General features: G+C 69.5%; 25 protein-coding genes. 14 read left to right on the forward strand and 11 right to left on the reverse strand.

What is annotated here, in order from left to right:
• The first annotated feature begins 97 nt into the window (after positions 1 to 97).
• Positions 98 to 1,090 (forward strand): GlxA family transcriptional regulator, encoded by a 993-nt coding sequence (locus ACN20J_RS46330; RefSeq protein ID WP_419668398.1) that lies wholly within the window; start codon positions 98 to 100, stop codon positions 1,088 to 1,090.
• On the opposite strand, the gene ACN20J_RS46335 is transcribed toward ACN20J_RS46330, so the two are convergent.
• Entirely contained in the window at positions 1,068 to 3,920 is a 2,853-nt protein-coding gene (locus ACN20J_RS46335; protein ID WP_419668399.1) for an ABC transporter substrate-binding protein, read from the reverse strand. The two genes, ACN20J_RS46330 and ACN20J_RS46335, sit on opposite strands and share 23 nt — an antisense overlap.
• Before the next feature lie 184 nt (positions 3,921 to 4,104).
• Between ACN20J_RS46335 and ACN20J_RS46340 the strand changes: the two genes are divergently transcribed.
• Both ACN20J_RS46340 and ACN20J_RS46345 read left to right on the forward strand, forming a co-directional pair.
• Positions 4,105 to 4,788 (forward strand): hypothetical protein, encoded by a 684-nt coding sequence (locus tag ACN20J_RS46340; protein ID WP_419668400.1) that lies wholly within the window; start codon positions 4,105 to 4,107, stop codon positions 4,786 to 4,788.
• A gap of 90 nt (positions 4,789 to 4,878) precedes the next feature.
• Positions 4,879 to 5,478: a cadmium resistance transporter gene (locus tag ACN20J_RS46345; RefSeq protein ID WP_419668401.1), complete on the forward strand. Its 600-nt coding sequence runs from the start codon at positions 4,879 to 4,881 to the stop codon at positions 5,476 to 5,478.
• A gap of 39 nt (positions 5,479 to 5,517) precedes the next feature.
• Here the strand turns inward: ACN20J_RS46345 and ACN20J_RS46350 are convergent, their stop codons facing one another.
• Both ACN20J_RS46350 and ACN20J_RS46355 read right to left on the reverse strand, forming a co-directional pair.
• Positions 5,518 to 5,973, reverse strand: a complete 456-nt coding sequence (locus ACN20J_RS46350; RefSeq protein WP_189842973.1) for a PaaI family thioesterase — start codon at positions 5,971 to 5,973, stop codon at positions 5,518 to 5,520.
• Between the two features lie 79 nt (positions 5,974 to 6,052).
• Positions 6,053 to 6,670, reverse strand: coding sequence for a LysE family translocator (locus ACN20J_RS46355; RefSeq protein WP_189842972.1), 618 nt, complete (start codon positions 6,668 to 6,670; stop codon positions 6,053 to 6,055).
• Between the two features lie 114 nt (positions 6,671 to 6,784).
• Between ACN20J_RS46355 and ACN20J_RS46360 the strand changes: the two genes are divergently transcribed.
• From ACN20J_RS46360 to ACN20J_RS46370, 3 genes are all read left to right on the forward strand, one after another.
• Positions 6,785 to 7,237, forward strand: coding sequence for an Lrp/AsnC family transcriptional regulator (locus tag ACN20J_RS46360; RefSeq protein WP_189842971.1), 453 nt, complete (start codon positions 6,785 to 6,787; stop codon positions 7,235 to 7,237).
• Positions 7,238 to 7,405: 168 nt separating this feature from the next.
• Complete coding sequence (locus ACN20J_RS46365; RefSeq protein WP_419668402.1) at positions 7,406 to 7,849, forward strand: hypothetical protein; 444 nt, start codon at positions 7,406 to 7,408, stop codon at positions 7,847 to 7,849.
• A gap of 211 nt (positions 7,850 to 8,060) precedes the next feature.
• Positions 8,061 to 9,575 carry an FAD-binding oxidoreductase gene (locus ACN20J_RS46370; protein WP_189842969.1) on the forward strand — a complete coding sequence of 505 codons (1,515 nt, stop codon included), beginning with the start codon at positions 8,061 to 8,063 and terminating at the stop codon, positions 9,573 to 9,575.
• 4 nt (positions 9,576 to 9,579) lie between these two features.
• Here ACN20J_RS46370 and ACN20J_RS46375 read toward each other — a convergent pair whose 3' ends face one another.
• Together ACN20J_RS46375 and ACN20J_RS46380 are read right to left on the reverse strand one after the other, a co-directional pair.
• The gene (locus ACN20J_RS46375) at positions 9,580 to 10,962 is read right to left on the reverse strand and encodes an FAD-binding oxidoreductase (protein WP_259333907.1); all 1,383 of its coding nucleotides are present in this window, start codon (positions 10,960 to 10,962) and stop codon (positions 9,580 to 9,582) included.
• A 162-nt stretch (positions 10,963 to 11,124) separates the two neighbouring features.
• Positions 11,125 to 12,069: an AraC family transcriptional regulator gene (locus ACN20J_RS46380; RefSeq protein WP_189842968.1), complete on the reverse strand. Its 945-nt coding sequence runs from the start codon at positions 12,067 to 12,069 to the stop codon at positions 11,125 to 11,127.
• Positions 12,070 to 12,177: 108 nt separating this feature from the next.
• On the opposite strand from ACN20J_RS46380, the gene ACN20J_RS46385 reads away from it, so the two are divergent.
• From ACN20J_RS46385 to ACN20J_RS46395, 3 genes are all read left to right on the forward strand, one after another.
• On the forward strand, positions 12,178 to 13,158 hold the full coding sequence (locus ACN20J_RS46385; RefSeq protein WP_189842967.1) for an oxidoreductase: 981 nt from the start codon (positions 12,178 to 12,180) through the stop codon (positions 13,156 to 13,158).
• Between the two features lie 289 nt (positions 13,159 to 13,447).
• Positions 13,448 to 14,935, forward strand: coding sequence for an alpha/beta hydrolase (locus ACN20J_RS46390; protein WP_189843104.1), 1,488 nt, complete (start codon positions 13,448 to 13,450; stop codon positions 14,933 to 14,935).
• 34 nt (positions 14,936 to 14,969) lie between these two features.
• On the forward strand, positions 14,970 to 15,629 hold the full coding sequence (locus ACN20J_RS46395; RefSeq protein WP_189842966.1) for a hypothetical protein: 660 nt from the start codon (positions 14,970 to 14,972) through the stop codon (positions 15,627 to 15,629).
• A 152-nt stretch (positions 15,630 to 15,781) separates the two neighbouring features.
• Here ACN20J_RS46395 and ACN20J_RS46400 read toward each other — a convergent pair whose 3' ends face one another.
• From ACN20J_RS46400 to ACN20J_RS46410, 3 genes are all read right to left on the reverse strand, one after another.
• Positions 15,782 to 16,357: a DUF1062 domain-containing protein gene (locus ACN20J_RS46400; RefSeq protein WP_189842965.1), complete on the reverse strand. Its 576-nt coding sequence runs from the start codon at positions 16,355 to 16,357 to the stop codon at positions 15,782 to 15,784.
• A 384-nt stretch (positions 16,358 to 16,741) separates the two neighbouring features.
• On the reverse strand, positions 16,742 to 17,098 hold the full coding sequence (locus tag ACN20J_RS46405) for a VOC family protein (protein WP_189842964.1): 357 nt from the start codon (positions 17,096 to 17,098) through the stop codon (positions 16,742 to 16,744).
• A 30-nt stretch (positions 17,099 to 17,128) separates the two neighbouring features.
• On the reverse strand, positions 17,129 to 18,517 hold the full coding sequence (locus tag ACN20J_RS46410) for a glycoside hydrolase family 43 protein (protein WP_189842963.1): 1,389 nt from the start codon (positions 18,515 to 18,517) through the stop codon (positions 17,129 to 17,131).
• A gap of 408 nt (positions 18,518 to 18,925) precedes the next feature.
• On the opposite strand from ACN20J_RS46410, the gene ACN20J_RS46415 reads away from it, so the two are divergent.
• Both ACN20J_RS46415 and ACN20J_RS46420 read left to right on the forward strand, forming a co-directional pair.
• Positions 18,926 to 20,152, forward strand: a complete 1,227-nt coding sequence (locus tag ACN20J_RS46415) for a cytochrome P450 (protein ID WP_189842962.1) — start codon at positions 18,926 to 18,928, stop codon at positions 20,150 to 20,152.
• A gap of 11 nt (positions 20,153 to 20,163) precedes the next feature.
• Positions 20,164 to 20,364 carry a ferredoxin gene (locus tag ACN20J_RS46420; RefSeq protein WP_189842961.1) on the forward strand — a complete coding sequence of 67 codons (201 nt, stop codon included), beginning with the start codon at positions 20,164 to 20,166 and terminating at the stop codon, positions 20,362 to 20,364.
• 69 nt (positions 20,365 to 20,433) lie between these two features.
• Here the strand turns inward: ACN20J_RS46420 and ACN20J_RS46425 are convergent, their stop codons facing one another.
• Positions 20,434 to 22,065 carry an amidase gene (locus tag ACN20J_RS46425; RefSeq protein ID WP_189842960.1) on the reverse strand — a complete coding sequence of 544 codons (1,632 nt, stop codon included), beginning with the start codon at positions 22,063 to 22,065 and terminating at the stop codon, positions 20,434 to 20,436.
• A gap of 223 nt (positions 22,066 to 22,288) precedes the next feature.
• Here ACN20J_RS46425 and ACN20J_RS46430 point away from each other — a divergent pair, with 223 nt between their 5' ends.
• Entirely contained in the window at positions 22,289 to 22,981 is a 693-nt protein-coding gene (locus ACN20J_RS46430; RefSeq protein WP_189842959.1) for a hypothetical protein, read from the forward strand.
• 731 nt (positions 22,982 to 23,712) lie between these two features.
• The gene (locus ACN20J_RS46435) at positions 23,713 to 24,993 is read left to right on the forward strand and encodes an MFS transporter (protein WP_419668403.1); all 1,281 of its coding nucleotides are present in this window, start codon (positions 23,713 to 23,715) and stop codon (positions 24,991 to 24,993) included.
• Between the two features lie 58 nt (positions 24,994 to 25,051).
• Here ACN20J_RS46435 and ACN20J_RS46440 read toward each other — a convergent pair whose 3' ends face one another.
• Together ACN20J_RS46440 and ACN20J_RS46445 are read right to left on the reverse strand one after the other, a co-directional pair.
• Positions 25,052 to 25,462 carry a VOC family protein gene (locus tag ACN20J_RS46440; protein ID WP_189842957.1) on the reverse strand — a complete coding sequence of 137 codons (411 nt, stop codon included), beginning with the start codon at positions 25,460 to 25,462 and terminating at the stop codon, positions 25,052 to 25,054.
• A 93-nt stretch (positions 25,463 to 25,555) separates the two neighbouring features.
• Positions 25,556 to 25,948, reverse strand: coding sequence for a helix-turn-helix domain-containing protein (locus ACN20J_RS46445; protein WP_419668404.1), 393 nt, complete (start codon positions 25,946 to 25,948; stop codon positions 25,556 to 25,558).
• A gap of 173 nt (positions 25,949 to 26,121) precedes the next feature.
• Here ACN20J_RS46445 and ACN20J_RS46450 point away from each other — a divergent pair, with 173 nt between their 5' ends.
• Positions 26,122 to 26,745, forward strand: coding sequence for a tellurite resistance TerB family protein (locus ACN20J_RS46450; protein ID WP_419669079.1), 624 nt, complete (start codon positions 26,122 to 26,124; stop codon positions 26,743 to 26,745).
• Positions 26,746 to 26,837: the final 92 nt, after the last annotated feature.

Consider the following 26,837-nt stretch of genomic DNA (forward strand, 5'->3'; position numbering starts at 1 on the left):
TGCCGTATCCGCAGGTCAGGTCCGATCCCGCGCCTGTGAGCTAGCCTGGATCAGGGGCGTAGGAAGCAGCAGGTGGCACGGAGACAAGGGGGCGCAATTGCGATCCGGAGACGACCGGACCACTGTCGCGATCCTTGCGATGCCGCGTGCGTATTCACTGGACGTCAGCATCCCGGCCCATGTGTTCGGTCAGCACGCTGGCTATCGAGTCTTCGTGTGCGGCGACCAGAATCTCGACGCGGTCGACGGTTCGAGCGACCGGCCGTCTCACATCGATGTGGCGGCGGACATCAGGCCGACCCACTCGCTCTCAGATGTGGAGTACGCCGACATCGTCGTGGTTCCGGGCTATGAGGACCCGAGTCTCCCTATCCCGGACGGCTATCTGAAGGCGGTGCAGCTCGCAGGTGAGCGGGGCGCCCGGATCGTCGCCGTCTGCACGGGCGTTTTCGCGCTCGCGGCCAGTGGAATGCTCGACGGGAAGACGGCCACGACGCACTGGCAGTACACCGAGCAACTCCGGACGACGTATCCCGGAGTCGACGTCGCCGAGAACCGGCTGTTCGTCGAGGACGGGGCAATTCTCACGTCCGCGGGTGCGGGATCGGGAATCGACGCCTGTCTCCACGTCATCCAGAGCGATTTCGGGACGACAGTCGCCGACGACGTGGCGAAGGACGTCGTATTCTCCGCTGCCCGCAGTGCGAACGAGCCACAGTACGTGGACGGTTCACCCCCTCCTCGCGCCGGCCTTCGGGCGACCCGGGAATGGGTGATCGAGAACATTGGATCCTCGATCACCGTGCAGCGGATGGCGGACCACAGTCGGCTGTCGCGGAGGACCTTCATCCGGCACTTCGTGCGCGAGACGGGAATGCCACCCATGCACTGGGTCGCCCGGCAGAGGATCCTCGGCGCGCGCCGGCTCCTCGAATCCTCCGACTGGTCCGTGGAGAGGATCGCCGGAGCGACGGGGTTCGGCACGGCCGCGAATTTCCGGACCATCTTCCGACGAGAGGTCGGAGTGACCCCGACCGCCTACCGGAAGACACATGCGGCGACGGCCGTCACTCGGTCACATACGCGTTGAGCGGTGACAGCCCGTCCAGGTCCACCTGAACCCCCTTCAGCCTGGAGCTGTAGAGGAACGTGCGCACAGGCACGTACACCGGAATGGCCGCCGCCTGCTCCATCACACGGCGGTCGACGGTGGACCACTTCTCGCCCGCGGCCACCAGGTCGGCCGTCCCATTGGCCGCGTCGATCGCGTCGTTGACCGCCGTGCTGTTGAGCCGGGAGAAGTTGGAGGTGGTCGGGTAGGTGTAGCGGCCGTCGAAGGAGTCGGGCAGGAACGCCGACGCCAACGGGAGGCCGCTGATGTTCATCGGCAGGCGGGCCAGGTCGTAGGCGCCGTCGCCCACGTTCTCGTAGATGTCGGAGACGTCGACGTTCTTCAGGGTCACCCGGAAACCGGCCTTGTCCAGGGCCTTCTTCACCACTTTGCCTCGTGCTTCGTCGGCTGTCGTCGCATAGGCGAGGGTGAGCGGGAAGTCCGTCTCGCCCGCCTCGGTGAGCAGAGCGCGGGCCTTGGCGGGGTCACCGTGCGCCCCGGCCCCGTACAGGTCGAAGTCGCGCGAACCGGGGATGCCCGGCGGCAAGAGGTGGTGCATGGCGACGCCGTCCTCGCCGCTCGCGGCCAGGACGTCCGCTGCCGGATACGCGGTGGCGATGGCCTGACGGACCTTCAGCTTCGGTACGCGTTTGGTGTCGACGGAGTACGCGAGGACATGGGGGGCCGGTGACGTCACCCGGACCGTGCCGCTGCCGGTGGCGCCGTCCGCCGTGCCCAGCCCGTCCTTGTCCAGCGAGCCGGAGAACGTCATCACGGCCGACTTCGAACCGGCCGCGCGGATCCGGGTCTTGATCTCGTCGAGGGTCAGCGAACCGGTGACCTCGTAGCGGTCGGGGTACGCGGTGCGCACCGGGTCCGTGTCCGCGCGCCACTTCGGATTGCGGGTGAGCGTGAGGTTCTTGGCGCCGGTGAAGGAGTCGACCTGGTACGGGCCCGTCGACGGCAGGAGTGTGGAGGTGCCGGAGATGTCGGAGACCCGCTCCGGCACGGGTGCGCCGTTCGGGCCGGCCAGGACGACGTTGAAGTCGGGGTGGGCGCCGTCGAGGTTGAAGATGATCGTGCGGTCGTCCGGGGTCTCGATGACGCCCGGCGGCATCTCGTGTTCGCCGCCGATGCCGTCCGCGTCCTCGGGACCGAGCAGGAAGTTGCGTAGGGTGCGGTCGCCCATCGGGAACTTGTCGGGGTCGAGGGCGCGTTTGACCGCGAACGCGAAGTCCTGGGCGCGTACGGGCGATCCGTCGTTGTAGGTGAGGCCGGGCTTGAGGGTGAACGTCCAGATGCGGCCCTCCAGCGATGGCCGGCCGGTGTCCTCGGCGAGGTCCCCGACGAGTCGGACGGATCCGTTGGGCAGGGTTTCGAGGGTGGTCAGGCTGCGGTAGACGAGGCGGGAGATCAACCGGTCGGCCCCGGACCACATGTTGCCCGGGTCGAGGGTGGTGATACCGCCCGGCTCGAGGACCGTGACCTTGCCGCCCTTGGTGGCGCCCCGCACCGCCGGGGCGGGGCCCTTGGCATCGGCGTCGGAGCCGAGCGTGAGGGTCTGGGTCTTCGCCACCGGGGCCACCGTGCCGGTGCCGGCCTTCGGCCCGCCGGAGCCGCTCTTCCCGCTTCCCTCGTCGCCGTCGTCGCCGCCGAAGGGCTGGACGACGGCGAATATGACCACGAGCGCGGTGACGGCCGCGGAGGCCGCGATCCAGGTGACGCGCCGCCCACGCAGTCGAGCGGCCGGGGGAGCGGGCGGCTGCTTCGGGAGCGGCGGCGCGAGCAGGTACGAGGTGGGGTCGGGGCTGATGGTTGTGGCGCCCGCCGCGAGTTGCCGTGGGGCTGCGTCGGATGCAGAGTGCTGCGGCTCGGACGATGCGTGGGACGGGCTCCCCGGTGCGGTGGAGGCGGGGTCCTGCCCCAAAGGAGGGGTGTGGTCCGGCAGTTGGGCGGAGGTGGGGACCCGCGACGCGGGCAGGGCCAGTCTCTCGAATACCTCCCGTGCCTCCTCCGCCGTCGGCCTGTCCTCGACCGGCTTCGCCAGCATCCGCCCCACCAGCTCGTCCCACTCGGGGGTGAGCCCCGGACGCCGAAGCGACGGCTTCTCCGGTGTCTCGTACACATGGCTGTGCATCAGTGCGGGCGCCGACGTCGAGTCGAAGGGCGGTGCACCGGTCAGCATCTCGTACACGGTGCAGCCCAGCGCGTACACGTCCGTACGGCCGTCGTCCGCGCCCCGCGTGAAGCGCTCGGGCGCCATGTAGGGGAGGGTGCCGATGGGGGAGTCGGTGGTCGCGGTGAGCCGGCCGCCGGTCGCGGCGTCGAGGAACTTGGCAATGCCGAAGTCGAGCACCTTGACCGTGCCCTCGTCGGTGAGCATCACGTTCGCCGGTTTGATGTCGCGGTGCACGATGCCGGCCCGGTGCGCGGTCGCCAGGGCCCGGCAGACCTGTGCTGAGAGCTCCGCGACCTGCTCCGGCGGCAGCGGCCCGTCGGCCAGCAACTCGCCCACGGTCCGGCCCGAGAGCAACGGCATGACCAGGTAGGGGACTTCGCCGTCAGCCCCGTGGTCGAAGACCGGCACGATGTACGAGCTGTCCAGTGCGGCGGCGGCCCGTGCCTCCCGCCCGAACATGGCGAGCAGTCGCTCCCGCTCGGCGCCGGCCGTGCCGGGTGGCAGGCTCAACAGCTTGACGGCGACCGGGCGTTCGAGCCGCGCGTCCCTGGCCCGCCACACCACACCCATACCGCCCGCACCGATCCGCTCCGTGAGCGTGTACCGGCCGTCCAAGACGGTGTCGCGCATCCCCGCCCCCACTCGCTCAACGAATCAGCGGTCTCAATGTACCTACGCACAAGGGGAGTTGACTGGTTCCCGGGTGAGGTGCGGGGGCTTGCGTGACCGGTGCCGACGTCCCATGCTGGCCGCAACGCCGAGGCAGGGGGGCCTTGAGATGCGATACGGGCGTGCCATACGAGCTGCCGCCTTAGTGGGTGTACTGGTGTGGGCGGCCGGCTGCTCGGACGGCGACGACGACGCGCGTGGATCGTCGGCCCCACCGACCGTGTCGACCCCGGCCACGACCGGCACCCCGTCGAGCAGCTCGTCCAAGCCGGCGTACTACGACAACGACGACAACGTGCTGATGGCCAAGGGTGACTGTTACGGGCCCCCGAGGGGTGACGAACAGGGTCATGCCGTGGAGATGCCCTGCGACGACCCCGACGCCATCGGCAAGGTCCTCAAGCGCGTCGAGAAGAAGACGACCGTGTACACCTACATCGACTGCTCCGACTCCACGGACGACGTGCTGGGCATCAGCGGCGATCCCGGATGGGAGGTCGCGGGCTCGCGTGACTACCTTGAGTACGTGGCCGGTGTGGGCTATGCCTGCGTACGCAACCTCAAGGCCCCGCACCCCGGCGAACCGGGCCAGGGCGGCATGGAGATCCGTGTAGGTGACTGCCTGGAGGCTTCGGACACGGGTGACAAGTACGAGGAAGTCCCCTGCGACGGCGATGTGTTGCCCGACGTCAAGGTCATCGGGCAGCCGGACCTGGACAACAACTGCCCGCGCAAGGACGACACCCAGCTGACGGAGGAGTCCATCCTGAACGTGTCCGGGCTGGGCGGCGGTCCCGTGTACTGCGCGAGGGCGTACGCGGAACTCTGAGGCGGCGTGCGTACGGCGGACGGATTCACCGGATCCCGGTTCCGAGTAGGGTCGTCCAACTCCTGTCGTACGAGCAAAGCGGGCTGGTTCGTGAACCTGGGCATCATCGGGCAGGCAGTCGGACTCTTCGCGGTCACCAACGTCGACGACATCCTGATCCTGGCGCTGTTCTTCGCCCAAGGCGCCGGGCACCGCGGGTCCACCCGCAGGATCGTGCTGGGTCAGTACCTCGGATTCGCCGCGATCCTGGTCGTGGCCGTGGCCGCCGCGCTGGGTGCCACCTTCCTGCCCGAGCCAGTCATTCCGTACCTCGGTCTCCTGCCCCTCGCCCTTGGCCTCAAGGCGGCCTGGCAGGCGTGGAAACACCGTGGTGAGGACGGCGACGACGAGGACCGGACCCAGGCGGGTGGGCCGACGTCCATGGCGGTGGCCGCTGTGACCTTGGCCAACGGCGGGGACAACATCGGCGTCTACGTTCCTGTCCTCGCCACCGCAGGCGTCGGCGGGATGAGCGTGTACGCCGTGGTGTTCCTGATCCTGGTTGCCGTGTGGTGCTTCGCGGGCAGGTTCGTCGCCACCCGTCCGGTCATCGGCACGGCCCTCGCCCGCTGGGGCCACATCCTGCTGCCCGTCGTCCTCATCGCCATCGGCCTGCTCATCCTCGTCGAGGGCGGCGCCTTTGGCCTCTGACCGGCGGGCGCCACTCGTATCGCTCCTTCTCGACCGGGATCAGCCTTCGGACCTCTTCACGCACATCAGCGTCTGCTGGCCGGCCGCGACGAGGGACCGACGGTCGCCCTCGACGCCGAACACCTCCAGCTGGCACACGGTGAGCGTCCGTCCGGGCTTCAGGACCTGTCCCACGGCCTCGATGTGATCGCCCACGGCGGGCGCCAGGAGGTTGATCTTGTACTCGACCGTGAGCACCGACGTGTCCTCGGGGAACAGCGTGAACGCCGCGTACCCGCCCGCGCTGTCGGCGATGGCGCTCGTCGCCCCGGCGTGGAAGTAGCCGTGCTGCTGGGTCACTTCGGGGCGGTTCGGGAGGACGATGTGCACGCGGCCCGGTGCGATGTGTGTGATGCGCGCGCCGAGATGGCCCATCAGCCCCTGGAGTCCGAAGCTGGTCCGGATGCGTTCCTGCACCTCGGGGGTTGCCTCTTCCTGCTGACTCTGGTGTTCCACTGCGCTCCTTGAGTCGGTGTCCCAGCCGGTTGGCCGAGGGGAGGCGGGAGTGTCCCGCGGGGCCGAAGGCGGCGGGCCCTCATCCGGCAAGACGTTCCACGAGGAGGAACCCGCCGATGGCGATCATCATGGCACCGCTGGTACGGGTGACAGCTCGTGCCGCTGCCGGTCGTGCCTGCAGCACGGTCCTGGCCAGTAGGCCCACGGTGAGGTAGACGACGGCGCAGCCGGCCATGTGAAGGGTGCCCAGCAGCGCGGTCTGAGCGGCCACGGGCCAGTCCGCCGCGGGGTCGATGAACTGCGGGAACAACGAGAAGTACAGCAGCAGCGCCTTGGGGTTCAGGCCGCTGATCCCGGCCCCCTTCAGCATGACCTGCCAATTTGAGGCGGCCATCACCTCGGTGGAGGCGCCGGGCGTGACCGGCCGTGCCAGGACGCCCCGGCCGAGCCACATCAGATAGGCGGCCCCGAGGACGGTCAACGCCGTGAGCAGGGTCGCGGAGCTCGCGACGATCACCACCAGTCCGGCCACGGCGAGCACGGTGTATCCCGCGTATCCGGCGACCAGCCCGGCCACCGCGGGGACAACCGACCGGTTCCGCAGCCCTGCCGTGATCGCGTAGGCCCAGTCCGCGCCGGGCGTGAACACCAGCAGAAGATCCACTGCCAGGAAAGCCGCCACGGTGCCCGCGTCCATGCTGAACCGATCCCTCTCTCACTCATTCCTACGAGAGGGAACGCTAGGCGGGATATGCGCGAAGGTGTTTGCGTATTTTCCCCGGATCCGGGCTGCTGGGGCACAATCTTCCCCATGGATGACCTGGACCGGAAGATTCTTACCGAGCTGCAGCTGGACGGCCGTCTGACGGTGACCGAGCTGGCCGCCCGGGTGAAGCTGAGCGTCTCGCCGTGCCACCGGCGCCTGCGCGATCTCGAACGGACCGGTGCGATCCGCGGCTACCGCGCTGTCGTGGATCCGGCCACTGTCGGCCTGGACTTCGAGGCCCTGGTCTTCGCCACCCTGCGCTGGGAGGACCGCGACACCGTCGCATCCTTCGAGCAGGCCGTCGCCGCGGTCCCGCACGTGGTGCAGGCCCAGCGCCTCTTCGGTGAACCCGACTACCTCCTGCGCGTCGTCGCCGCCGACCTGGCGGCCTTTCAACAGCTGTACGACCAGCGGCTGGCCACTCTTCCCGGAGTCCAGCGCCTGACCTCCACCATCGTCATGAAGCACGTTGTCGACGACCGCCCGCTGCCTGCCTGAGACCGGTTTCGGAGGCACCGGTCCCGGGCGAACGCCTGGAATCGGCCAACGGGAGTGCGGGCCGGGACCGAGTGGGAGAATCCCCCTCCTGGGGCCGCGCGCTACGGCCAAGGGACGGTCGGTGCATCTCTCCGTCGGCGCCCGGGAGGACCGGAAGGAACCGTCAGCGTGATCGAGTGGGTGTTTCTCAGCGCCGGAGCAAGGCCCGTCCCCCGGCCGGTCGCCACCCCGCTGGTGTGGGCCGCGGCCTTCGGCGGTGCCCTGTTGCTGGTGGCGACCCTCAACGCCCTCGTCGGCACCGACCGGCCCGCACTCGCGCTGACGGCCCTGTCCCTGCTGGCCGCCCTGCTCGGCGGGCGCTCCCGCTTCACCGCGGCGCCCGGAACGGCCGCGCTGTGCTGGCTGTTCCTCAACGCCTTCGCCATCCCGCCCCTGGGCACCCTCAGCTGGGCCGGACACCGCGACACGTTCTGGCTCAGCTGTCTGCTTGCCGCCGCCCTCATCGGCACAGCGGTCGCCCGCCTCGTCCACGCCCGCGCCGCCTACCGCCGCATAGCCGCGGGAGCCGGCCCCGCGACGTGGGAACCGGGCGAGCGCCCGGAGGACGCCTGACCGTCAGCCCGGGTACGGACCGGCCCACGGGGCGGACTTCGACCGTGCGTGGCCCGTTCGCATGAAGCTTGCCTGCCCCGGGGTGTCAGAACCCTTTCCCCACCCCGTCCTTCTCCATCGTGAGCCCTGCCTGAGCCGGGGACCCCGCGCGTAAGCGCGTGCGCTCCCGCGCCTCCGGCATCCGGACACCAAGTGGCGAAGGGGCGTACCTGTGCAGACCGGCCGACGAGATGTCCTGCGTACCGGAGGGGCCGTCGCGGCTGCCGGCGCCGCGATCGCACTGGGCGGCGCAAACAGCCCGTCCTTCGCCGCCACCCGCCGGACCTCCCTCGCCGGGGGAGCGGAGCCCGGCGCATGGCGCGAGCTGGCCAGGAGCCTGAGCCCGGCCGCCCGGCTGTACCGCCCGGGGCAGCCGGAGTACGCGGCCCGCGCCACCGCCGACAACCAGCGCTACGCGTACGTGCGTCCGGCCGGGATCCTCGTCTGCGCGACGGAGAGCGACGTACAGACGGCCGTGCGGTGGTGCGCGGAACACGGAGTGCCCCTCGCTCCCCGCTCCGGCGGCCACAACTACGCCGGCTACTCCACCACCCCAGGCCTGGTGATCAGCCTGCGCGCCATGAACCAGGTCGTGCCGCGAGGCCATGACCTGCGGCTCGGCGGGGGCGCCACAAACTCCGACGTGTACGCCGCCCGCGCCGCGAACCTGTACTTCCCCGGCGGCCGTTGCCCCGAGGTGGGCGTGGCGGGCCTGACCCTCGGCGGTGGCCTCGGCTTCAACGACCGCAAGTGGGGCCTGACTTGCGACCGGCTCACGGAGACCCGTCTCGTACTGGCCGACGGCAGCCTCGTCCGCGCGGCCGAGGACGAGAACCCGGACCTGTTCTGGGCCTGCCGCGGCGGAGCGGGCGGCAACTTCGGCATCAACACGGCGTTCACCTTCGCCGCCGTACCCGTGGGCAGGCTGCGCGCCACCGTCTTCCACCTCACGTACCCCCTGCACGCGGCCGTCGACGTGCTGGAGGAACTGCGGGACGTCCTCGACACAGACCGCGACAACGACTTCGACGTACGCGTCGGCTTCAGGCACGCCGGCGACGGCACGGCCACCCTCGCCCTGCTCGGGCAGCGGCTCGGCGACGAGGACGGACTGCTCCGCCGGTTCGCCCCCCTGCTGCGGCTGCGCCCCGCCCAAGCGGTCATCGAGGAGCGCGGCTTCTGGTCCGCGCAGGACTTCCTGATGGAGACCCCCGGTCCGAAAGAGGCCTACGCCTCCAAGTCCCTCGTCCCCAACCAGTGGACCGGCCCCGACACCGTGGCGGCCATCGCAGACTGGACCCGCAACTGGCGCCCGGGACCGGGCCGCAGCACCGGATACGTGACCCTGTTCGCCATGGGCGGCGACACCGCGACACGACGACCGGACGAAACGGCCTACCCCCACCGGGAAGCCGCCTTCGTCATCGACATCGGCACCCACTGGAAGCCGGCCGCCCCGCCCACCCAGGTACGCGGCCTGCTCGAACAGACCCGCGCCGCCCACCACATGCTGCGCCGTCACCTGAACACCGACGCCGCCTACGTCAACTTCCCCGACCCGGACCTGCGCGACTGGCGGCGCGCCTACTACGGCGCCAACTACGACCGCCTGGTCGACGTCAAGCGCCGCTACGACCCCGCCGCCCTGTTCCGCTACCAGCAGGCCGTCGGCCGTCCACAGCCCTGAGCCCTCACGGCGTGAGGTAGGTGTGGAAGACGTTCGCGGGGTCGTACGTGGCCTTGAGGGCCTGTAGCCGCTCCCAGTCCTCGGGGGCGTACGACCTCCGGGCGCGGGAGGCGTCGGCGGTGAGGTCGGCCTCGGCGATGTAGTGGCCGGTTCCGTACGGTTCGACGGCACGCATGGTGTCCCGGAGCCAGCGGGTGTTGGCGCTGTCCGCCGCCGGGTCGTCCCAGATCGCGAAGGGGGCGACATAGGTCTCGCCCAGGACCGAGAAGGCCATGTCCTCGGAGAGGGAGCGGTCCCGGGAGGCGGGCCACAGGGGGGCGAGGATGAGCGACTGCTCCGAGGGGGCCCGGGCGAGCGAGGCGGCGAGGACCGGCAGCAGGGTCTCGTACCCGGTGTCCGACCACAGGGTGTCCACCGCGTTGCGGTGCTCTCGGGGCCAGAAGCCGGACGACGTGCCGTACAGGTCCTCGATGGACTTCGGCTCGTCCGTCTGCCGGAACAGGGCGCGTTCGGCGAATGGGCATGCCCGCAGCGGGTCCAGGCAGCGGACCGCCTCGTCACGCGTGCGAGCGAAGGCCGTGCCGGTGAAGCTGATCACCTTGGGCCTCGGTGAAGCCGCCGTGATGTCCGGGGAGGCGGTCGAGAGCATGAAGGACGCCTCGACGTTCGCCGGCAGGCGCTGGGCCGTTTCGGTGGCCCAGCGGGTCACCGTTTCGACCTCGGCCAGGGGAAAGGTGTACGTGGTCTCGGCGACCGCCGCCGGTAGGTCGTGCAGCGTCACACGGAAGCGGGTGGCGACCGCGAAGAACCCGGGGCCCGCACCGCGCGCGGCCCAGAAGAGGTCGGGGTTCTCGCTTCGGCTGCAGGTGAGGGCGTCGCCCTCCGCCGTCACCACCTCGACCGCCCGCACGCCTGCGGCAGCCGGACCGTGAAGGCCGGAGTTCCAGCCGAGGCCACCGCTGAGGAGGTAGCCGCTCAGGGGGACGGGCCCACAGTGTCCGACAGGGAAGGCGAGTCCGTGCGGGGCGAGGGCGGCGGCGAACTCGCGGCCGATGAGCCCGGGTTGCACGGTCGCGGTGCGCGCGGCCGGAACGATCTCGCAGGCGTCGAGCGCGGAGAGGTCGATGAGCATGCCGCCGTCGCGCAGCGGGGAGCCGCACCAGCTGTGCCCATGGGAGCGAATGGCGACCCGGAGACCTTCGGAGCGGGCCAGCCGGACGGCCGCCCGGACATCGCGGTCCGAGGCGACCCGGACGATGAGGTCCGGAAAGCGCTCCGGCTTGAGGCCGTTCCACAGCATGGCCGACCAGGTGCTGTCGTAGGCGGCGTCGCCCCGCCGGACGACCTCCCCCTCGAACCCTCCGCCAACTCCGCCGGCTCCGCTCACATTGCGCTCCTCAGTCGGTGGTCAGCCCGAAGATCAGGATGTACGGCGCCCAGCAGAGCACCAGAGCACCGGAGCACCACGAGGGCCGCCCCGCCATCCTGGTGGTACAAGCCGGACCGGCATCCTTGCGACGCGGCGTCCTGTCTGAAGTCGCGGACGGGATCAGCTGTCGCCCGGACGAGTCCCGGCAGTGGCCTCCACCCGGTAGACCCTCGGCGCCACACCGACCGCGCGCTTGAAGGCGTTGCTGAAGGCGCTCTCGGAGGTGTAGCCGACGGAGCGGGCGAGTGCCGCGACCGGGGCGGTGTCCTGTCTCAGGGCCCGGGCGGCCAGGCTCATGCGCCAGTTCAGCAGGTACGTCAGCGGCGGCACCCCGGCCGCCTCCTTGAACCGTACGGCGAACGTGGTGCGGGACATCGACGCCGCCTGGGCGAGTTCCTCCAACTGCCAGGGGTGGGCCGGGTCGCCGTGCATCAGGCGCAGTGCAGGGGCGAGCCGTTCGTCGGCGAGGGCGCGCAGCCAACCGGGCGGCAGCCCGTCCGAGTCGGTCAGGCAGATCCGCAGCACCTGCACGAACATCAGCTGCGCGAGCTGGGCCGAGACGAACTCGACACCGGCCCGGCCGGCCCTCATCTCGGCCACCAACTGCCCGATGAGCCACCGCAGTACGCCTGCCTCGGGTGAGTCGGCCCGTACGTGGACCAGCTCCGGCAGTGCCCGGCGCAGCAGGTCGCCGCGGTCCCGGCTCAGGTCGATGTGCCCGGACACGCACTCCACGTCCACGCCCTCTCCCTGGCCGAGCCGCCCCATCCGGGTCACCGGGTCCATGACGACGTCGTTGGAGTCCGTCGGCTCGATGCCGGGCCGGTTGCACAGCGTGTACGGATGCCTGCCGTCGGAGACCACGACGTCCCCTTCGGCGAGCCGCACGGGTTCGCCGCCCGTCTCGCGGACCAGCAGGCAGCTGCCCCGCAGTACGGCGTTCACTTTGAGCCGGTCGCGTCCGCGCAGTTCGATGGCCCAGTCCCCGCCGGCCGTGAAGCCGCCGGAGAACACACTGCGGGCGTCGGCGACGGCCAGGGCGTCGGACAGTGGGTCTGCGGTCATATTCGAACTATCACGCAAGTAATGCGGATTCTCAAGCATTCATCGTACGGATCATTCGACCTACGGTGGTCTGGACAGCTCGTCCTGAGGCTTGAGGAGAGACCCGACATGACCACCGCACAGCACCCCCTGGGTTCCGGCTTCGGCGCCGCGTCCACCGCCGAGGAGGTGATCAAGGGGATCGACCTGACCGGCAAGGTCGCGATCGTCACCGGCGGCTACTCCGGCATCGGGCTGGAGACGGCCCGCGTCCTGCGCGACGCCGGAGCCGAGGTCGTCGTACCGGCACGGGACGTGGAGCGGGCCCGGACGGCGCTCAAGGACGTACCCGGAGCCGAGGTCGAGCACATGGACCTGCTGGACCCTGCGTCCATCGACGCCTTCGCGGAGAAGTTCCTCGCCTCGGGGCGTCCGCTGCACCTCCTGGTCAACAGCGCCGGGATCATGGCGACCCCGCTGGCGCGGGACGCGCGGGGATACGAGGGGCAGTTCGCCACCAACCACCTGGGGCACTTCCAGCTGACCACCCGACTGTGGCCCGCGCTGGTCGCGGCCGAGGACGCGCGGGTCGTGGTGCTGTCGTCGCGAGGCATCCGCTTCGCCGGCGTCGACTTCGACGACCTGCACTTCGAGCACCGGGCCTACGAGCCCTTCCTGGCCTACGGCCAGTCGAAGACGGCCAACGCCCTGTTCGCCGTGGAGGTGGACCGGCGCGGACAGGCGCAGGGCATCCGGGCGTTCGCCGTGCACCCGGGGCTCATCGTCGACACCGGCCTGGTCAAGCACCTCGACCCGGCGGCGCTCCAGGCCGCGGGCGCTCTCGACAGCGAGGGCAGGCCCGTCCGTGACCTCACGCGCCAGATGAAGACCGTGCAGCAGGGCGCGGCCACCAGCGTCTGGTGCGCGACCAGTCCGCAGCTCGACGGCATCGGCGGGGTCTACTGCGAGAACGTCGACATCAGCCCGCTGGTGACCCCCGAGAACGAGGCCGCCTGGGCCGGCGGGGATGGCCCGGGCGTGCTGCCCCGCGCCGTGGACCCGGAGGCGGCGGCCCGCCTCTGGGAGGTCAGCGAACGGCTCACGGCCTGACCGTGGCGTCGATGTGAGCCGGCTCGGGCGATGCGGGCCGGCTCTTCGGCGTCGAGGCCCAGGTCGCGGCCACCCGCGACCTGGACCTGGATCTGCCGCGGGCCGCTCGCATCGACGGGGGCGGGAGGCCACCCGGTTGCGGACCGGCACCCAGGCGGCCCAGGCGGCCCTACGAGAGGTGCTGGTGACGCCACATCATGCTTTCGCACTGACGAACGTCATGGCCAAGTGATGACACCACGCCCTGTCAGGTGAGTGTGAAGGCGGGTGAGGTGGATGCATGACCTCGATGCACAGAACCTTGTCCCTCGCCCTCGCCGCAACCGCCGTGGTGGTGACCGCGGCAGCGGGGACCGCGATTCCGGAAGAGTCGGTGGCGGCGACGCCGGACCCGGTGCGGTGGGGTCCGTGCTCGGAGAAGAAGGCCGCTTCACGGGACCCTTCACCCCGGCTGGAGTGCTCGACACTCGAAGTCCCGCTGGACTACCGCAATCCCGACGGCCGGCAGATAGAGATCGCGATCTCCCGGCTGGCGAGCAAGGAACCCTCGAAGCGCCGCGGAGTGCTGCTGACCAATCCAGGCGGCCCCGGCATCCCAGGACTTGGCTACCCGGCCGTTCTCGCCGCCTCCGGGCTGCCGCAGAAGGTGCTGGACTCCTACGACGTGATCGGCTTCGACCCGCGCGGCACCGGCCGCAGCGCGCCCGTGACCTGTGACCTGACGCCGGCACAGCGGAACCGCGGCAACCTGCCGCCGTACGCGCACACCGCGGCCGATGTCGCACGGGCGGCGGGGAACGCGCGGACCATCGCCAAGCAATGCGCTGCCTCGACGTCGGCATCGATGCTGCCGCACACCACCACCGCGAACACCGCGCGGGACATGGACCGCATCCGGGAGGCGCTGGGCGAGCCGAAGCTCTCGTACCTCGGTGGGTCCTACGGCTCCTACCTCGGTGCGGTGTACACGACGCTGTTCCCGGGGCGCAGTGACCGGATCGTGCTCGACAGCAACCTGGGCCCCGGCGGTTACGACGTCACGGCCATGCGGTCGCTCGCCCGTGGAATGGAGGACCGGTTCCCGGACTTCGCGGCGTTCGCGGCCGCGCGCCCCGAGTACGGTCTGGGCGCCACACCGGAGCAGGTGACCGCGAAGTTCTTCGAGCTCGCGAAGCGGTTGGAGGCGAAGCCGGTCCGGGGCATCGACGGGACGCTGTTCCGCGGGATCACCTTCGACCGCCTCTACAGCGATGCGTCCATGCCCTTGTTGGCCGAGATGTGGCAGGCGCTCGACAAGGATCGGCCGCTGCCGCCCGACACCCCGCCGTCGATGGACGACATGGAAAACTTCATGGCCGCTCGTTTCTATGTGATCTGTGGTGACTCGCGCTGGCCGGGGACGGTCCGGGAGTATCAGCGTGATGTGGCGGTCGACCGGCTGAGGTACCCGATGCTGGGCGGGTCGGCGGCAAGCATCGGACCGTGCGCGTTCTGGCCGACCGAGCGGGTCGAGCCACCGGTGCGTATCAGTGACCGGGGCCCGTCGAACGTGCTCATGGTGCAGAACGAGCGCGACCCGGGGACACCGCTGGCCGGCGCCCAGAAGCTGCGGCGGGCGTTCGGAGAGCGGGCCACGCTGGTGACGGCAGACCAGGGCGGGCACGGTGTCTATCCGTTCGGGTCCAACACATGCGCGAACGACACGGTGACGGCGTTCCTGACCACCGGACACCGCCCTTCGCGGGACCTCGCCTGCGGGGTGGAACCGAGCAAGTAGCGGGAGCCGGAGGGGAATTGAGAGGAGGGGAGACATGCTCAAGGAGTGGCGGCATCGTCGGGCCGTGCAGCGGGTCAAGCCCGGGGACGGGCGATCGTTGAAGCGGTTCCGCTGGTGGCAGACGCTTACCCGCGCACTGTTCTATCTTCGGCTGACGAACGACGACGGTCGGCAGGCGGTCTATGCCGTCGACGTCAGGCACCAGAATCACTCGTCCTCGTCCGGTCGGGTGACAGCCCACCTGTACCTCGACGGCAGGCATCACGCGGAGTCCACAGTCCCCGCCGTCTTCCCCGTCGAGGGCGGCACCGTCGAAGTCAGGACGAGCAGCTTCGGACTCAAGCGCTGCCACTACGTCACTGCCGAAGGGGCCGAGTTCCAGCTCGTCCCGGACCCCGCCTCCGCCGAGGGGCGCCGCGCGCGCTTCGACCGCGCGCACCCCGCACTGAGCCGCTGTATGGGTTTCCTCTCGGTAGTCGTGCTCGTCATCGGCCTGGTTCTCCTGATCCTGCAGCTCGCCGAACAGGTCACCCGGGATCCGGAGGGCGTCGCCCAGTACGTCGGGACCTTCACCTCGCCCATTGATCTGACCGCATGGGGCAACATCGTGCTCGGGGTGGCCACTGTGGCGGCCAGCACGGAGCGGGCGCTGCGGCTGCGCTACAGCCGACTGCTCGACGGGGCGGCGGGCTGAGCTCGACAGGGTGGACCTGAGGCCGACGGAGTGGACCTGAGCGTGACGGGTGGGTGCACGTGAACACGCTCGCCCTCGAAAGGCCGGCCCACCAGGGGCCTGTCCGGCGGAACCTGCCGGACAGGCCCCTGGTCCCGAGCAGGACTCAGGGTTCAGCGCTTGAGTGTGAAGGTGAAGTCGCTGGAGAGCTTGCCGCTCAGCCGGACCGCCGAAACGACGCTCCCCTCCATGATCAGTCTCTCGACCTCGGCCCGCGAAAGACCGAAGCCTTCGGCGATCAGCCGCATCGGCCGGACCGGGATCCGTGCCGCGAAGCGGACCGAGACATCGATGGGGTCGCTTGCATCGCTCACGTGGTTCACAGCGCGGTCCAGGTGATCCGACCCACCCGTGTCGAGACGCCAGGCGTTGTCCCAGTCGAGGGCGATGCGGTTACGGCGCCGCAAGACCGGACCCTGGAGCAACTCGGCTGCCAGGCCGGGGTCGTTGTCGTGCAGCCGCTCCAGCAGCTCAGCTCGTACGGAGCGTACATTCGTCCGCTCCAGGACCGTGAGCTTTGTCGTTTCCCCGCAGCCGGTACAGAGGGCGAGGAGCCAGGCGTCGATGAGCTTGTGGTTGGCGTTGACGCGAAACTTGCCGTTCGCCCGGAAACGCCCGGACGCGCACGCGTGGCAACGGCGGAGGACGAGCGGCAGGCAGGTGGGCATGACCACCCAGTCTTCGAGCACAGAAGTACACCGGTTTCAGTGAGAAGTCCGCAGCAAAAGGGAGCGCGGCGCAGATGCGCGACGCGCGACGATTCAGCACTCGGGGGGTCTCACACGGTGTACAACGGCACGTCCTTGCCCAGACGACTTGGTTCGGCAGCACGGTAGTGGCGCACAGCGGCGCTGCTCCACTGCTTTTCGAGCGCCTCACGGCCGGGTTCCGCCCGGCGGATCATGGACTGGGCCTGAGCCGAAACGTGGCTGGGCAACGGTGGTGGAACGTACTTCGGCGATGCCGACGAAGAACTCCTCGCGCGTCCGGATGTCGGCGGACCACCCCAACTCGGCTAGTTCGCCGGTCAGTTCCTCCGGATCGTGGAAGACCATCTGTTCCGTCAGAAGGGATCAGCCTCTGATCACGCAGAACGGATGGCCGGCCGGGTCCGTCAGGACCCGCCATCTGTCTTCGTTCGGCTGGTGATCCGGTTTGCCCGCGCCCAGTTCCAGCAGCCGGGCCTCGGCCTCGTCCAGGTCGTCGACCGTGAAGTCGAGGTGAAGCTGCTGGGGAACCGTCTGGTCGGGCCAGCGCGGAGCCCGGTGGTCGTCGACCCGTTGGAAGCCGACGGTGAGCCCGTTCTCGCAGGTGAGAGCAGCGAAGTCCGCGTCGGATTTCGGGTGGGGTTCCAGGCCGGTGGCCTGCTGGTAGAACGCCGCCAGAGCCAGTGGATCAGGGCAGTCGAGTGTGATCGCGCTCAACTTCATCCGTCGATGATCCCAGGGGACGTGGGCGGTTCAATAGCCGACGCGGAACGTCGCGTCCTGCTGTTCGGTGGACGTGGAGATCGGGTCTATGCGCAGCACGTAGTTGGCGTGGCGAATGTAGCGGGTCGGGTTGTTGTACGAGCGGAACGACGACCAGGAGCCGTCCGCGAGGCCCGCCGTGCGGTAGAAGGTCGCGTCGCCCGCGTACGTCGACGTGCCGTCGTTGACGTCGAGTTGGAGCTGGTAGTTGTAGTGCCGCAGATAGCGGGTGGGGTAGTTGATCGACTGGAAGGAGACCCCGGAACTGTCGGCCAGACCCGGCACGAGCTTCCACTGCGAGTCGGTGTACAGGTCGAAGGGGTACGTGTCGATGCGGGCCGCGTAGTTGGCGTGGCGCACGTAACGGTCCGGGAAGTTGTACGACTTGAGCCTGTTCCAGGTCGGCGCGCCCCACTTGGTGAGCAGGTTGTTGTACTCGGCCGTGGTGATCGTCGCTATGCCGCAGTGCTTGGAGTTGACCGGCTGGGTGTAGGTCTTCTGGTCCAGCGCCGTCCAGGTGCCCGAGGCCAGGTTGGTGGACTGCCAGGCGTAGAAGACACCGTTCGGCGTGTATGTGTCTCCCCACAGGTACCAGGTGTTCGAGGTCAGTGACTTGAACACGGTCGGCGCCTCGGTGCCGCCGTGTGCGACGCCCGCGCTGAACTCGGTGAAGCTGCCCGGGGTGAGGGAGGTGGAGCGGGCGGCCACCAGTGTCTGGTTCTTCTTGAAGTAGAGGTAGTTGACGCCGTTGACGCCGACGGCCATGTTGCCGTCGATGACGTCGTAGCCGGGGTCGAAGAAGACCTGCGGGGCCGAGGCGGTGACGAAGTCGGTCGTGTAGTTCACCATGATCACGTTGTGGCCGCTGGAGTTGACCGAGGAGTAGATGACCGCGTACTGGCCCCGCCCGGCGTCCCAGAACGCCTCGGGGGCCCAGCTGTGGGTGGTCATGTCGTGGAGCTTGAGGCGGCGGTAACCGGTGAAGGTGCGCAGGTCGGCCGAGTCCCAGACATGGATGTACTGGCTGTTGTAGCTCCAGTCGGTGCCCTTGAGGTCGGTGGCGATGACGACGAAGGTGCCGTCCTGCTTGCGCATCAGGAACGGGTCGCGCAGACCGAGGGCGCCTGCGGTGGGGGTGACCACGGGGTTGTTCTGGTTCAGCGGCGTCCAGTTGAGCGAGTCGGGGCTGACCGCGAGGTGAAGGCCGTAGTCGGTGCCCGCGCCGAGGCTGGTCGACTCGGTGAAGTAGCACATCACGTACGCCGAGTCGGCCGCGTGGGCTGTGCCGGCGCCGAGGGCCAGTACTCCGGACGCGGCCAGGGGAGTGGTGGCGGCCATGCGGAGGAAGAGGCGGCGGGACGTCTGGGGTCTTGCGCTCATCTTGGTCTCCAGGCTGCGTACGACGGGGGCGGGTGAGCGGGTGAGCGGGTGAGCAGGTGAGCGGCTGCGCGGCGCGGGGGACCTGGGACGGTGAAGTACGCGGCCAGGCAAGCGAGTTGGCCGAGATTTCGAACCAGGTTCGTAAATTCGATCAGAAGGTAGAGCGCTGTTCGGCGCGCGTCAATCACTCTGTCGAGGCTGTGGTGAATCTGTGCCGTCCGGGGCTGCGGGCTTCCGGCGGGGAGGGGGAGCCGCGTTCGACGGGTCGGTCGAATTCGCACACCGGAGCGGTCAATTCCGGCCAGAATGTCCCCTTCGTGAATCTGGCTGAACTCGATGTCGCCAGATAGGTGCCTGCGGCATCTAATGAAGATCGGTACGACGCACCCTTCGTCCGCGAGGTCTTCGATGACAGACATGACGGATACGGCAGACGTGCGGCCGCTCTCGGCACCCGTCGCCTTCCCCCAGGACCGCACCTGTCCCTTCCAGCCGCCCACGGGCTACGACCCCCTGCGCGCCGCCCGACCGCTCGCCCGCGTGACCCTCTACGACGGCCGGGCCGTCTGGCTGGTCACCGGCCGTGACCTGGCCCGCAGCCTGCTCGCCGATTCCCGCCTGTCGTCCGACCGCCTGCGCCCCGGCTTTCCGGCCACCGCACCGCGCTTCTTGGCGTTCCGCGAACGCCGGGCCGCCCTGCTGAACGTCGACGACCCCGAGCACCACGCCCAGCGTCGGATGCTGGTCCCGAGCTTCACCCTCAAGCGCGCCGCCGCGTTGCGACCGGCCATCCAGCGGATCGTCGACGAATGCCTCGACGCGATGCTCGCGCAGGGCCCGCCCGCCGAGTTGGTGAACGCCTTCGCGCTCCCCGTTCCCTCGACGGTGATCTGCGAACTGCTCGGTGTCCCGTACGCCGATCATGAATTCTTCGAGGAGCAGTCCCGTCGGCTGCTGCGCGGCCGGGACGTGGACGAGGTGCGGGACGCGCGCGACCAGCTCGACTGCTACCTCGGGGCCCTGATCGACCGCAAGTCCGAGTCGTCCGTCGGCGACGGTGTCCTCGACGCCCTGGTCCACGAACAGTTGCGCGAGGGCGCGGTGGACCGCCGGGAGGCGATCGCGCTGGCCACGATCCTGCTGGTCGCCGGCCACGAGACGACGGCCAACATGATCTCGCTGGGTACGTACACCCTGCTCCAGCACCCCGAGCGGCTGGCGGAGTTGCGGGCCGATCCGTCGCTGTGGCCCGACGCCGTCGAGGAGTTGATGCGGATGCTGTCCATCGCGGACGGGCTGATGCGGCAGGCCACGGAGGACATCGAGGTGGCCGGGACGACGATCCGCGCCGGTGAGGGCGTGGTCTTCGCGACCTCGGTCATCAACCGCGACGGGGAGGTCTACACCGAACCCGACGCCCTCGACTGGCACCGCCCCACCCGCCATCACGTGGCGTTCGGCTTCGGCGTCCACCAGTGTCTCGGCCAGAACCTGGCCCGTGCCGAGATGGAGATCGCCCTGCGTTCCCTCTTCGAGCGGGTGCCCGGGCTGCGGCTCGACGTCGCGCCGGACGAGGTCCGCTTCAAGCCGGGCGACACGATCCAGGGGATGCTGGATCTCCCCGTGGCCTGGTAGGGGGTCTCCTCATGCACATCGACATCGACACGGACCTGTGCATCGGCGCCGGCCAGTGCGCGCTGTCCGCCCCGGCCGTCTTCACCCAGGACGACGACGGCTTCAGCACCCTCCTGCCCGGACAGGAGGACAGCGGCGACCCGATGGTCCGGGAGGCGGCCCGAGCCTGCCCGGTCGGTGCCATCAAGGTCTCGGAGACCGCGCGACCGTGACTGCGGTGGTGGCCCCTCGGGCAGGGGCCACCACAGGCGCGCCGCCCGGGCGTGCTCTCGTCCGGCGGGTCAGAAACCGACATCGGCCTCCCGGTACGTCGGTGGCCGACGGACGCGGGACGCCTGCTCGTAGGCGTAGGCGAGCCGGAGCAGAACCGGCTCGCTCCATGCCGTACCCATGAAGGTCAGGCCCACCGGCAGGCCGAACGCGAAGCCGGCCGGGACGCTGATCGCGGGGTAGCCGGCGAGTGCCGCGGGCGTCGACGAGCCGCCGCCGTAGCTGTCCCCGCGGATCAGGTCGATCTTGGCCGGTGGTCCGGTGGTCGGCATGACGAGCGCGTCCAGGTCGAAGCGGCGCAGCACCGCGTCGATGCCCTCGGTGCGTGAGAGCCGGTGGTTGGTGGCCAGCGCCTCTCGGTATTCGCGCTCGGTGAAGTCCAGTTCGTGCACCGCCTCCAGCCCGTCCTGCCGCACATAGCGCAGTTCCCGGTCGGCGTGCGCACGGTTGAACGCGATCAGCTCCGCCAGGCCGCGCGGATGGTCGCCGGGGGCGGCGGCCAGGTAGGCGTTGAGCCCGCGCTTGATCTCGTACGCCTGCACGACCATCGAGCTGGGCAGGTCCTCGAGCTGCTCGGCCGTCGGGATGTCGGCCGGGTCCACCACTGTCGCCCCGGCCTTGCGCAGGGTGGCGATCGCCCGCTCCGCGATCTCGTCGGCATGGTGGCTGTAGCCGAAGTACACCGCTCGCGGTACGCCGATGCGGGCCCCGCGCAGACCGTCGGCGTCCAGGAAGCGGGTGTAGTCGCGATGGAAGTGGCCCCGGCTCGCCTCGGTCGCCGGATCGCGGTCGTCCACACCGACGAGCGTGCCGAGCAGGATCGCGGCGTCGCGGACCGTGCGCGCGATCGGGCCGACACTGTCCTGGCTCGGCACGCCGGGGATCACACCGCCGCGCCCGACCAGTCCGACGGTCGGCTTCACCCCGACGACGCAGTTCGCCGAGGCCGGGTCGATGATCGAGCCGTTGGTCTCCGTACCGATTCCGGCGACGCACAGGTTGGCCGCGGCGGCGACCGCGGTGCCCGAACTGGACTCGTTCGGCGACCGGTCCAGTTTGTAGGGGTTCCTGGTCTGACCGCCGCGAGCACTCCAGCCGGCATGGTGGGTGAGCGACATCCCGCCGGCCCACTCGCTGAGATTGGTCTTGCCGAGGATGACGGCACCGGCCGCGCGCAGCCTGGCTGCGACCGTGGCGTCCCTCGCCGGCCGCAGGCCCCGCAGGGCGAGTGATCCGGCCGTCGTGTGCATCCGGTCCGCGGTCTCCACCAGATCCTTGAGCAGGATGGGCATGCCGTGCAGGGGCCCACGGCGATTCCGCTCGGCGTCCAGGCGCCGGGCCTCTCGCAGTGCGTCGGGATTGACCTCGATCACGGCGTGCAGGAGCGGGTCGACGCGTTCGATGTGCTCCAGGTAGTGGCGGGTGAGCCGTTCGGCGGTGAGCCGTCCGTCGTCCATCCGCCGGCGCAGCTCGACGATGCCTAACTCGTCCAGTTCCGTGGCCGCTGCCTGTGCCGTGTCCGCGGCTCGTCCCGTGGTCGAGGCGTCGGCGCGGGCGGGGACTGCGCCGAGCCAGGGTGCGGCGGCCGTGGCGGTGCCGAGTGCGAGCACGGTGCGGCGGTGTGGGGCGTTGATCCGGTCCATTCACCGCACGTTAGAGGCGTGTCCGAGGTTTCTCGCTCCGGCTGTCCCCCGGCTCTTTGGTGAGAGCAGCCCCCGGTCGCCCCGGGGGCCGGCCGGAACACGGTGCACGGCAGACCTCGGTGGGCCGTTCCTCCACTTGTGTGGATTCAAGTCGTTTGTCTGGTCCGGGTGTTGGGTCGCGGTTAGCGTGCCTTGACCGATGTGCCTCAAGGGGGAGCAGTAGATGCGTAAGACAGGAATCCGCAGGATTCTGGCGCGACTTGGCGTCGCGCTGCTGGCGGCTACAGGACTCGTCCTGACCGGACCGAACGCCGCCCAGGCCAGCACCGTCGTCGACATCCCGGCACCCACGCCGGGCGGCGTCTCCATGACGATGAAGTTCTACGGGGCCGTCGTGCCCCAGCCCTACACCCCGGATCCGGACGCCGCGTACAACGAACCGAACACCTGCGAGCTGTACTTCCGGCAGTTCGACCCGTCCTCGGGCTGTGGCGGTTTCAAGCTCGGGACGGTGCTGCACAACGTCCGCGAGCAGCCCGGCTACAAGGCGGGACTGGCCGGCACCGGCTACTTCGACGCGCACGCCGACACCGACCGCACCTTCGGCTGCCTGCGTCCTGACGGCAGCTTCGACCACTCCACCGCCTTCGTCGTCCACCAGGACCAGCGCCGCCTGTCCCCGGTCTACGTCGAGGGCGGCGCCGCCAACCTCGTCCAGCGGCTCCGGGACTATCCCGACGGCGAATACGGGCCCAACTGGTTCGTCAACTTCACCCCGATCGTGGACGTCGACTGCCCGGCCGGCATGACCCCGACCCAGTACGGGCTGAAGATCAGCAACGTGCGGATCACGATCGACGACCCCGAGATCTTCGGTACGACGACGTGGGCCCACCCGGGGCCGTTCTACGCGTAGAACGTTGCAAAGAACGTCAGAACCGGCGCGTACGAGGGCTTGCCCGGCCCTGAGAGACCCCGGGCCCTCGTACGTCCCCCCGGCCGGTCGGTCCGGGACGACCCGAACTGTCCATGTCTCCGCTGAAGTTGACACCCGCTTCCGGTCGGCGGTGCGGGCATGATGCGGCAAACTCGTGCGCAATCCGTGGTTGATTGCGCAACAAGGCGTATGGCAAGGTCCTTTCACAACTGTCGGGCGTGCCGTTTCATACCGCAGGCCTGATTTCCCTCTTGCCCCCACTCGAGTGGAGTCCGCGTGCCCAAGAGCTCGCACCCTGGCGTGGACGGACAGCGTCCCCGTCACAGCCATGCCCGCCGCCGAGCGGACCGGCACGAGTGGGCCAACCGGCATTCCTTCGGCGCACGGTCGCGGGAATCCCAGAGGCATCTCCGACGAGGCCACGCAGCCGTTCAAGGGCCCGCGCCGACGGTGCGCGGACGGCGGTGCGACGGCCGCGTAACGCGTACGAACAACGCCTGATGCCCTGCTGATCGAATGCGGAGCCGCCCGCTCGACGCGGCCGATGACGGAAGCTCCCCGAGTGCGGGTCGCCGCCTTGTAGGCACGGCTCCCGCACATACCTTCCGGCCTCGGGCCATGAACCCTCGACCGGGTCCTTCATGTGGAGGACCGCCAGGTCGGCCCTCCCCCTTTTGTCATGCCACCGCTGACTGAAAGCACCCCACTCCGTGACCATCTCCGTTTACGAGGGCCAACCGGCCGGTCGGCACGCAGCCATTCCCCAAGGCAGCCTGCTCCGCCGGGTATACGCACCCCGGGCTTTCGACGCGCTTGCTTTCTCCATGTGCACCTACGCCATGCCGCTCCTGGTGCTGGCCACGACCAAGTCCGCGTCCCTGACAGGTCTGGCCTTCGCGCTGGAATGGCTTCCGCGGGTGGCGGCCTTCGGCCTGGCGGGCGACCTGGTCGACCGGCGTGGAGCCGCGATCGTGTTCTTCCTCGCCTCCCTGGCCCGGGCGCTGCTAGTGGCGGCGGGAGGCGTCGCCCTGTTCATGCTCCCGAGCGGGACGGCCGAAACGGTCACCGTGATGGCGCTGGCCGCCGGAACAGGTGCCCTGACACAGTTCAGTTTCATCGCCAACGAAGCCGTGGGCGCGATCGTCAGCCGGCGTACGGCGGGTCAGGCACACAAGGTGCAGGCCGTACTGATCGGGATCGACCAGACCGCCACCCTCACCGGGCCCGCGCTGGGAGGTGTGCTGCTGCTCGGCGGGCCGAGCCATATGCTCGCCGTCCTCGGGGTGTTGTCCGTCCTCGCGGCCTGTCTCGCCCTGCAGACCCCGCCGACGCCACTGCGCGGCTCCGCGAAGAACGGGGTGCGACGGCAAGCAGGGCTCAAGACCGGGTGGCACACGTTGAGTTCACTGCCTGTGCTGAGCTGGCTCGTGGCCGGGCTGGTCGTCTCCAACCTCGCGCTGGGGCTGCTGCAGGCGGCCAGCCCGATCATCGTGATCGAGCGCTTCGGACTGACCTCGGCGGCCGTGGGCACCCTCTGGTCGGCGGCAGCGGCATCCACCCTGCTCGCCATCGCGGCCTGCCGGTTCGCACTCAACCGGCTCGGCCTGTGGGGCGTGGGCGTGGTCTGTTCCACCGTCGCGTCCGCGGCCTGTCTCGCCCTGGCGCAGGCGCCCACCTACATCTCGTACGTCCTGGTCATGGCGCTCTTCATGGCCGCGGACGGCGGCCTGACCGTCGTGCTGCGCACCCTGCGCTCACTCCTCATACCCCCGGCCGCCTTCGGAAGCACCCTCTCCCTGACCATCCTGCTTCTGCTGCTGCCCTTCCCCGTCGCGGGAATCGTGGTTGCTCTGACACCGTTGTCGGCGCTCCAGCACGCCATCCTGGTGTGCGGAATACTCCAGGCCCTCGCCCTCGGCCTGGCGTTCATGCGGTTGCGGGGCGATCCGGTCCTGCGGGGTTCCGGGAACATGGCCCGGGCGACAGCGTGATCTGACGGGTATCGGCGTCCGGCGACCGGTCGGACGCCGATATCCGTGGGCAGGAGCTCTACTCCTTCGGCTGGGTGAAGCGGATGCTGTTGCCGAAGGGGTCGCGGAGCCCGCAGTCGATTCCGTACGGACGCTCGGTGGGGTCCTCGGTGAACTCGACACCCCGGCCCAGCAGCTTCTCGTACGTCTTGCGGCAGTCGTCGGTGGTGAAGATGAGGTGGCCGCCCATCGCCCCCTTGGTCAGCAGCTCCCGTACCTGCTGTGCCGTCTCCTCGGACAGTGCGGGAGGGCCCGGCTTCTCCAGCAGGATCTGGCGGTCGGGGTGACCGGGGACGTTGACGGTCAGCCAGCGCATGAAGCCCAGGGACACATCGGTGTTGACCTCCAGTTCGAGCTTGCCCACGTAGAAGTCGAGGGCCTCGTCCTGGTCGAGGACGTAGATCTGTGAGTGCGTGATCGCGGTGAACATGTGCATCACGCTACCGAGCGGGCCGGACGAAAACTTATCCAAAACTGCTCAGCCGACGGGACGGTACGGACCCTGAGGACGGTCGGCGGATCGTCAGGCGCTGGGACGCGTCCACGCCATGGTGAAACACGTCGGTACGGCCGCGGTCACCGATTCTTGGCGGTACGCCCTCGGCGACCGGCCGACGATGTCGCGGAACGTGCGACTGAAGGTGCCCGGGCTGCCGAAGCCCACCTGGAAGCAGATGTCCGTCACGCTGCGGTCGGTCTCCCGCAACAGGAACATCGCCCGCTCGACCCGGCGGCGCTGCAGATAGCGGTGCGGTGTCTCGCCGAACGTGGCCCGGAAGGTGCGTGCGAAGTGCGCCTGGGACACATGGGCGATCCGGGCCAGTGCCGGGACGTCCAGCGGCTGCGCGTATCCGCGGTCCATCGCATCCCGCGCCCGAAGCATGCGACGGTTGCTCTCCTCTGCGGCACGACTCACGACGCCATCACATCACGGTCCTGGCCGCAGGTCCTGGACAGGATTGCTTTACGTTGCCTTTGCCATTCGGGAACCCTGGTGGCGGTGAGGAGCGTTCATCAGTCGCGGGGCGTGAACCAGCGCGACCGATGATCAGTACCGGACAGGCAACAACCAAAGCCGAGGTGGCAGTAGTGGCGATGTGGGACCGGCTCAAGGACCAGGCCAAGAACCTCCAGCAGTCCCAGAGCGGCAGGGGATCGGGCGGACAGGGCCAGGCACCCTACGGGCAGGGCCAGGCCCCGTATGGGCAGGGCCAGGCACCCTATGGACAGGGCCAGAGCGGTGGCCACGCGCCCGGTTCGTCCTCCGGCGGCTCCAAGGCCAAGCTGGTCGGGCTGCTCAAGTCCCAGCTCGCGTCGGTCAAGACCGAGCTCAAGAGCGGCGCCTACCGGGACGCCAGCATGGCCATGTGTGCGCTCGTGGCCGCGGCCGACGGACATGTGGAGCAGGCGGAGAGGCAGCGTGTCGAGGAGCTGATCGTCTCCAACGAGGTGTTGCAGAACTTCCCGGCGGACCAGCTTCGCCAGCGCTTCAACAAGCACCTGGACCAGCTCATCGCCAACTTCGAGATGGGCAAGGCCGAAGCCCTGCGGGAGATCGCCAAGGCCGCCAAGAAGCCGGTTGAGGCCCGCGCGGTCATCCAGACGGGCATCGTGGTCGCGGGTGCCGACGGGCACTTCGACCAGTCCGAGCAGTTCGCCATTCGTGACGCCTGCGCCGCCGTCGGTCTGTCACCCACGGAGTTCGGCGTCTGACAGCTGCCGCCGCCGACTCCGTCGCCGTCGACTCCACCCCCCGGAATCGGCGGCTCCGCGGAGTCGGCGGCCCCGTGGTCACGCCGAAGGGG

Source organism: Streptomyces sp. 2-1 (assembly GCF_048564895.1).
GTDB classification, from domain to species: Bacteria; Actinomycetota; Actinomycetes; order Streptomycetales; family Streptomycetaceae; genus Streptomyces; species Streptomyces phaeochromogenes.

Excerpts from the sequence above, each read along its gene's own strand:
- ACN20J_RS46335 (WP_419668399.1), bottom strand. The coding sequence starts at position 3,920 with ATGCGCGACACCGTCTTGGACGGCCGGTACACGCTCACGGAGCGGATC.
- ACN20J_RS46355 (WP_189842972.1), bottom strand. The coding sequence starts at position 6,670 with ATGGACGCGGGCACCGTGGCGGCTTTCCTGGCAGTGGATCTTCTGCTG.
- ACN20J_RS46360 (WP_189842971.1), top strand. The coding sequence starts at position 6,785 with ATGGATGACCTGGACCGGAAGATTCTTACCGAGCTGCAGCTGGACGGC.
- ACN20J_RS46380 (WP_189842968.1), bottom strand. The coding sequence starts at position 12,069 with ATGACCGCAGACCCACTGTCCGACGCCCTGGCCGTCGCCGACGCCCGC.
- ACN20J_RS46385 (WP_189842967.1), top strand. The coding sequence starts at position 12,178 with ATGACCACCGCACAGCACCCCCTGGGTTCCGGCTTCGGCGCCGCGTCC.
- ACN20J_RS46390 (WP_189843104.1), top strand. The coding sequence starts at position 13,448 with ATGCACAGAACCTTGTCCCTCGCCCTCGCCGCAACCGCCGTGGTGGTG.
- ACN20J_RS46395 (WP_189842966.1), top strand. The coding sequence starts at position 14,970 with ATGCTCAAGGAGTGGCGGCATCGTCGGGCCGTGCAGCGGGTCAAGCCC.
- ACN20J_RS46405 (WP_189842964.1), bottom strand. The coding sequence starts at position 17,098 with ATGAAGTTGAGCGCGATCACACTCGACTGCCCTGATCCACTGGCTCTG.
- ACN20J_RS46410 (WP_189842963.1), bottom strand. The coding sequence starts at position 18,517 with ATGAGCGCAAGACCCCAGACGTCCCGCCGCCTCTTCCTCCGCATGGCC.
- ACN20J_RS46415 (WP_189842962.1), top strand. The coding sequence starts at position 18,926 with ATGACAGACATGACGGATACGGCAGACGTGCGGCCGCTCTCGGCACCC.
- ACN20J_RS46420 (WP_189842961.1), top strand. The coding sequence starts at position 20,164 with ATGCACATCGACATCGACACGGACCTGTGCATCGGCGCCGGCCAGTGC.
- ACN20J_RS46425 (WP_189842960.1), bottom strand. The coding sequence starts at position 22,065 with ATGGACCGGATCAACGCCCCACACCGCCGCACCGTGCTCGCACTCGGC.
- ACN20J_RS46430 (WP_189842959.1), top strand. The coding sequence starts at position 22,289 with ATGCGTAAGACAGGAATCCGCAGGATTCTGGCGCGACTTGGCGTCGCG.
- ACN20J_RS46440 (WP_189842957.1), bottom strand. The coding sequence starts at position 25,462 with ATGTTCACCGCGATCACGCACTCACAGATCTACGTCCTCGACCAGGAC.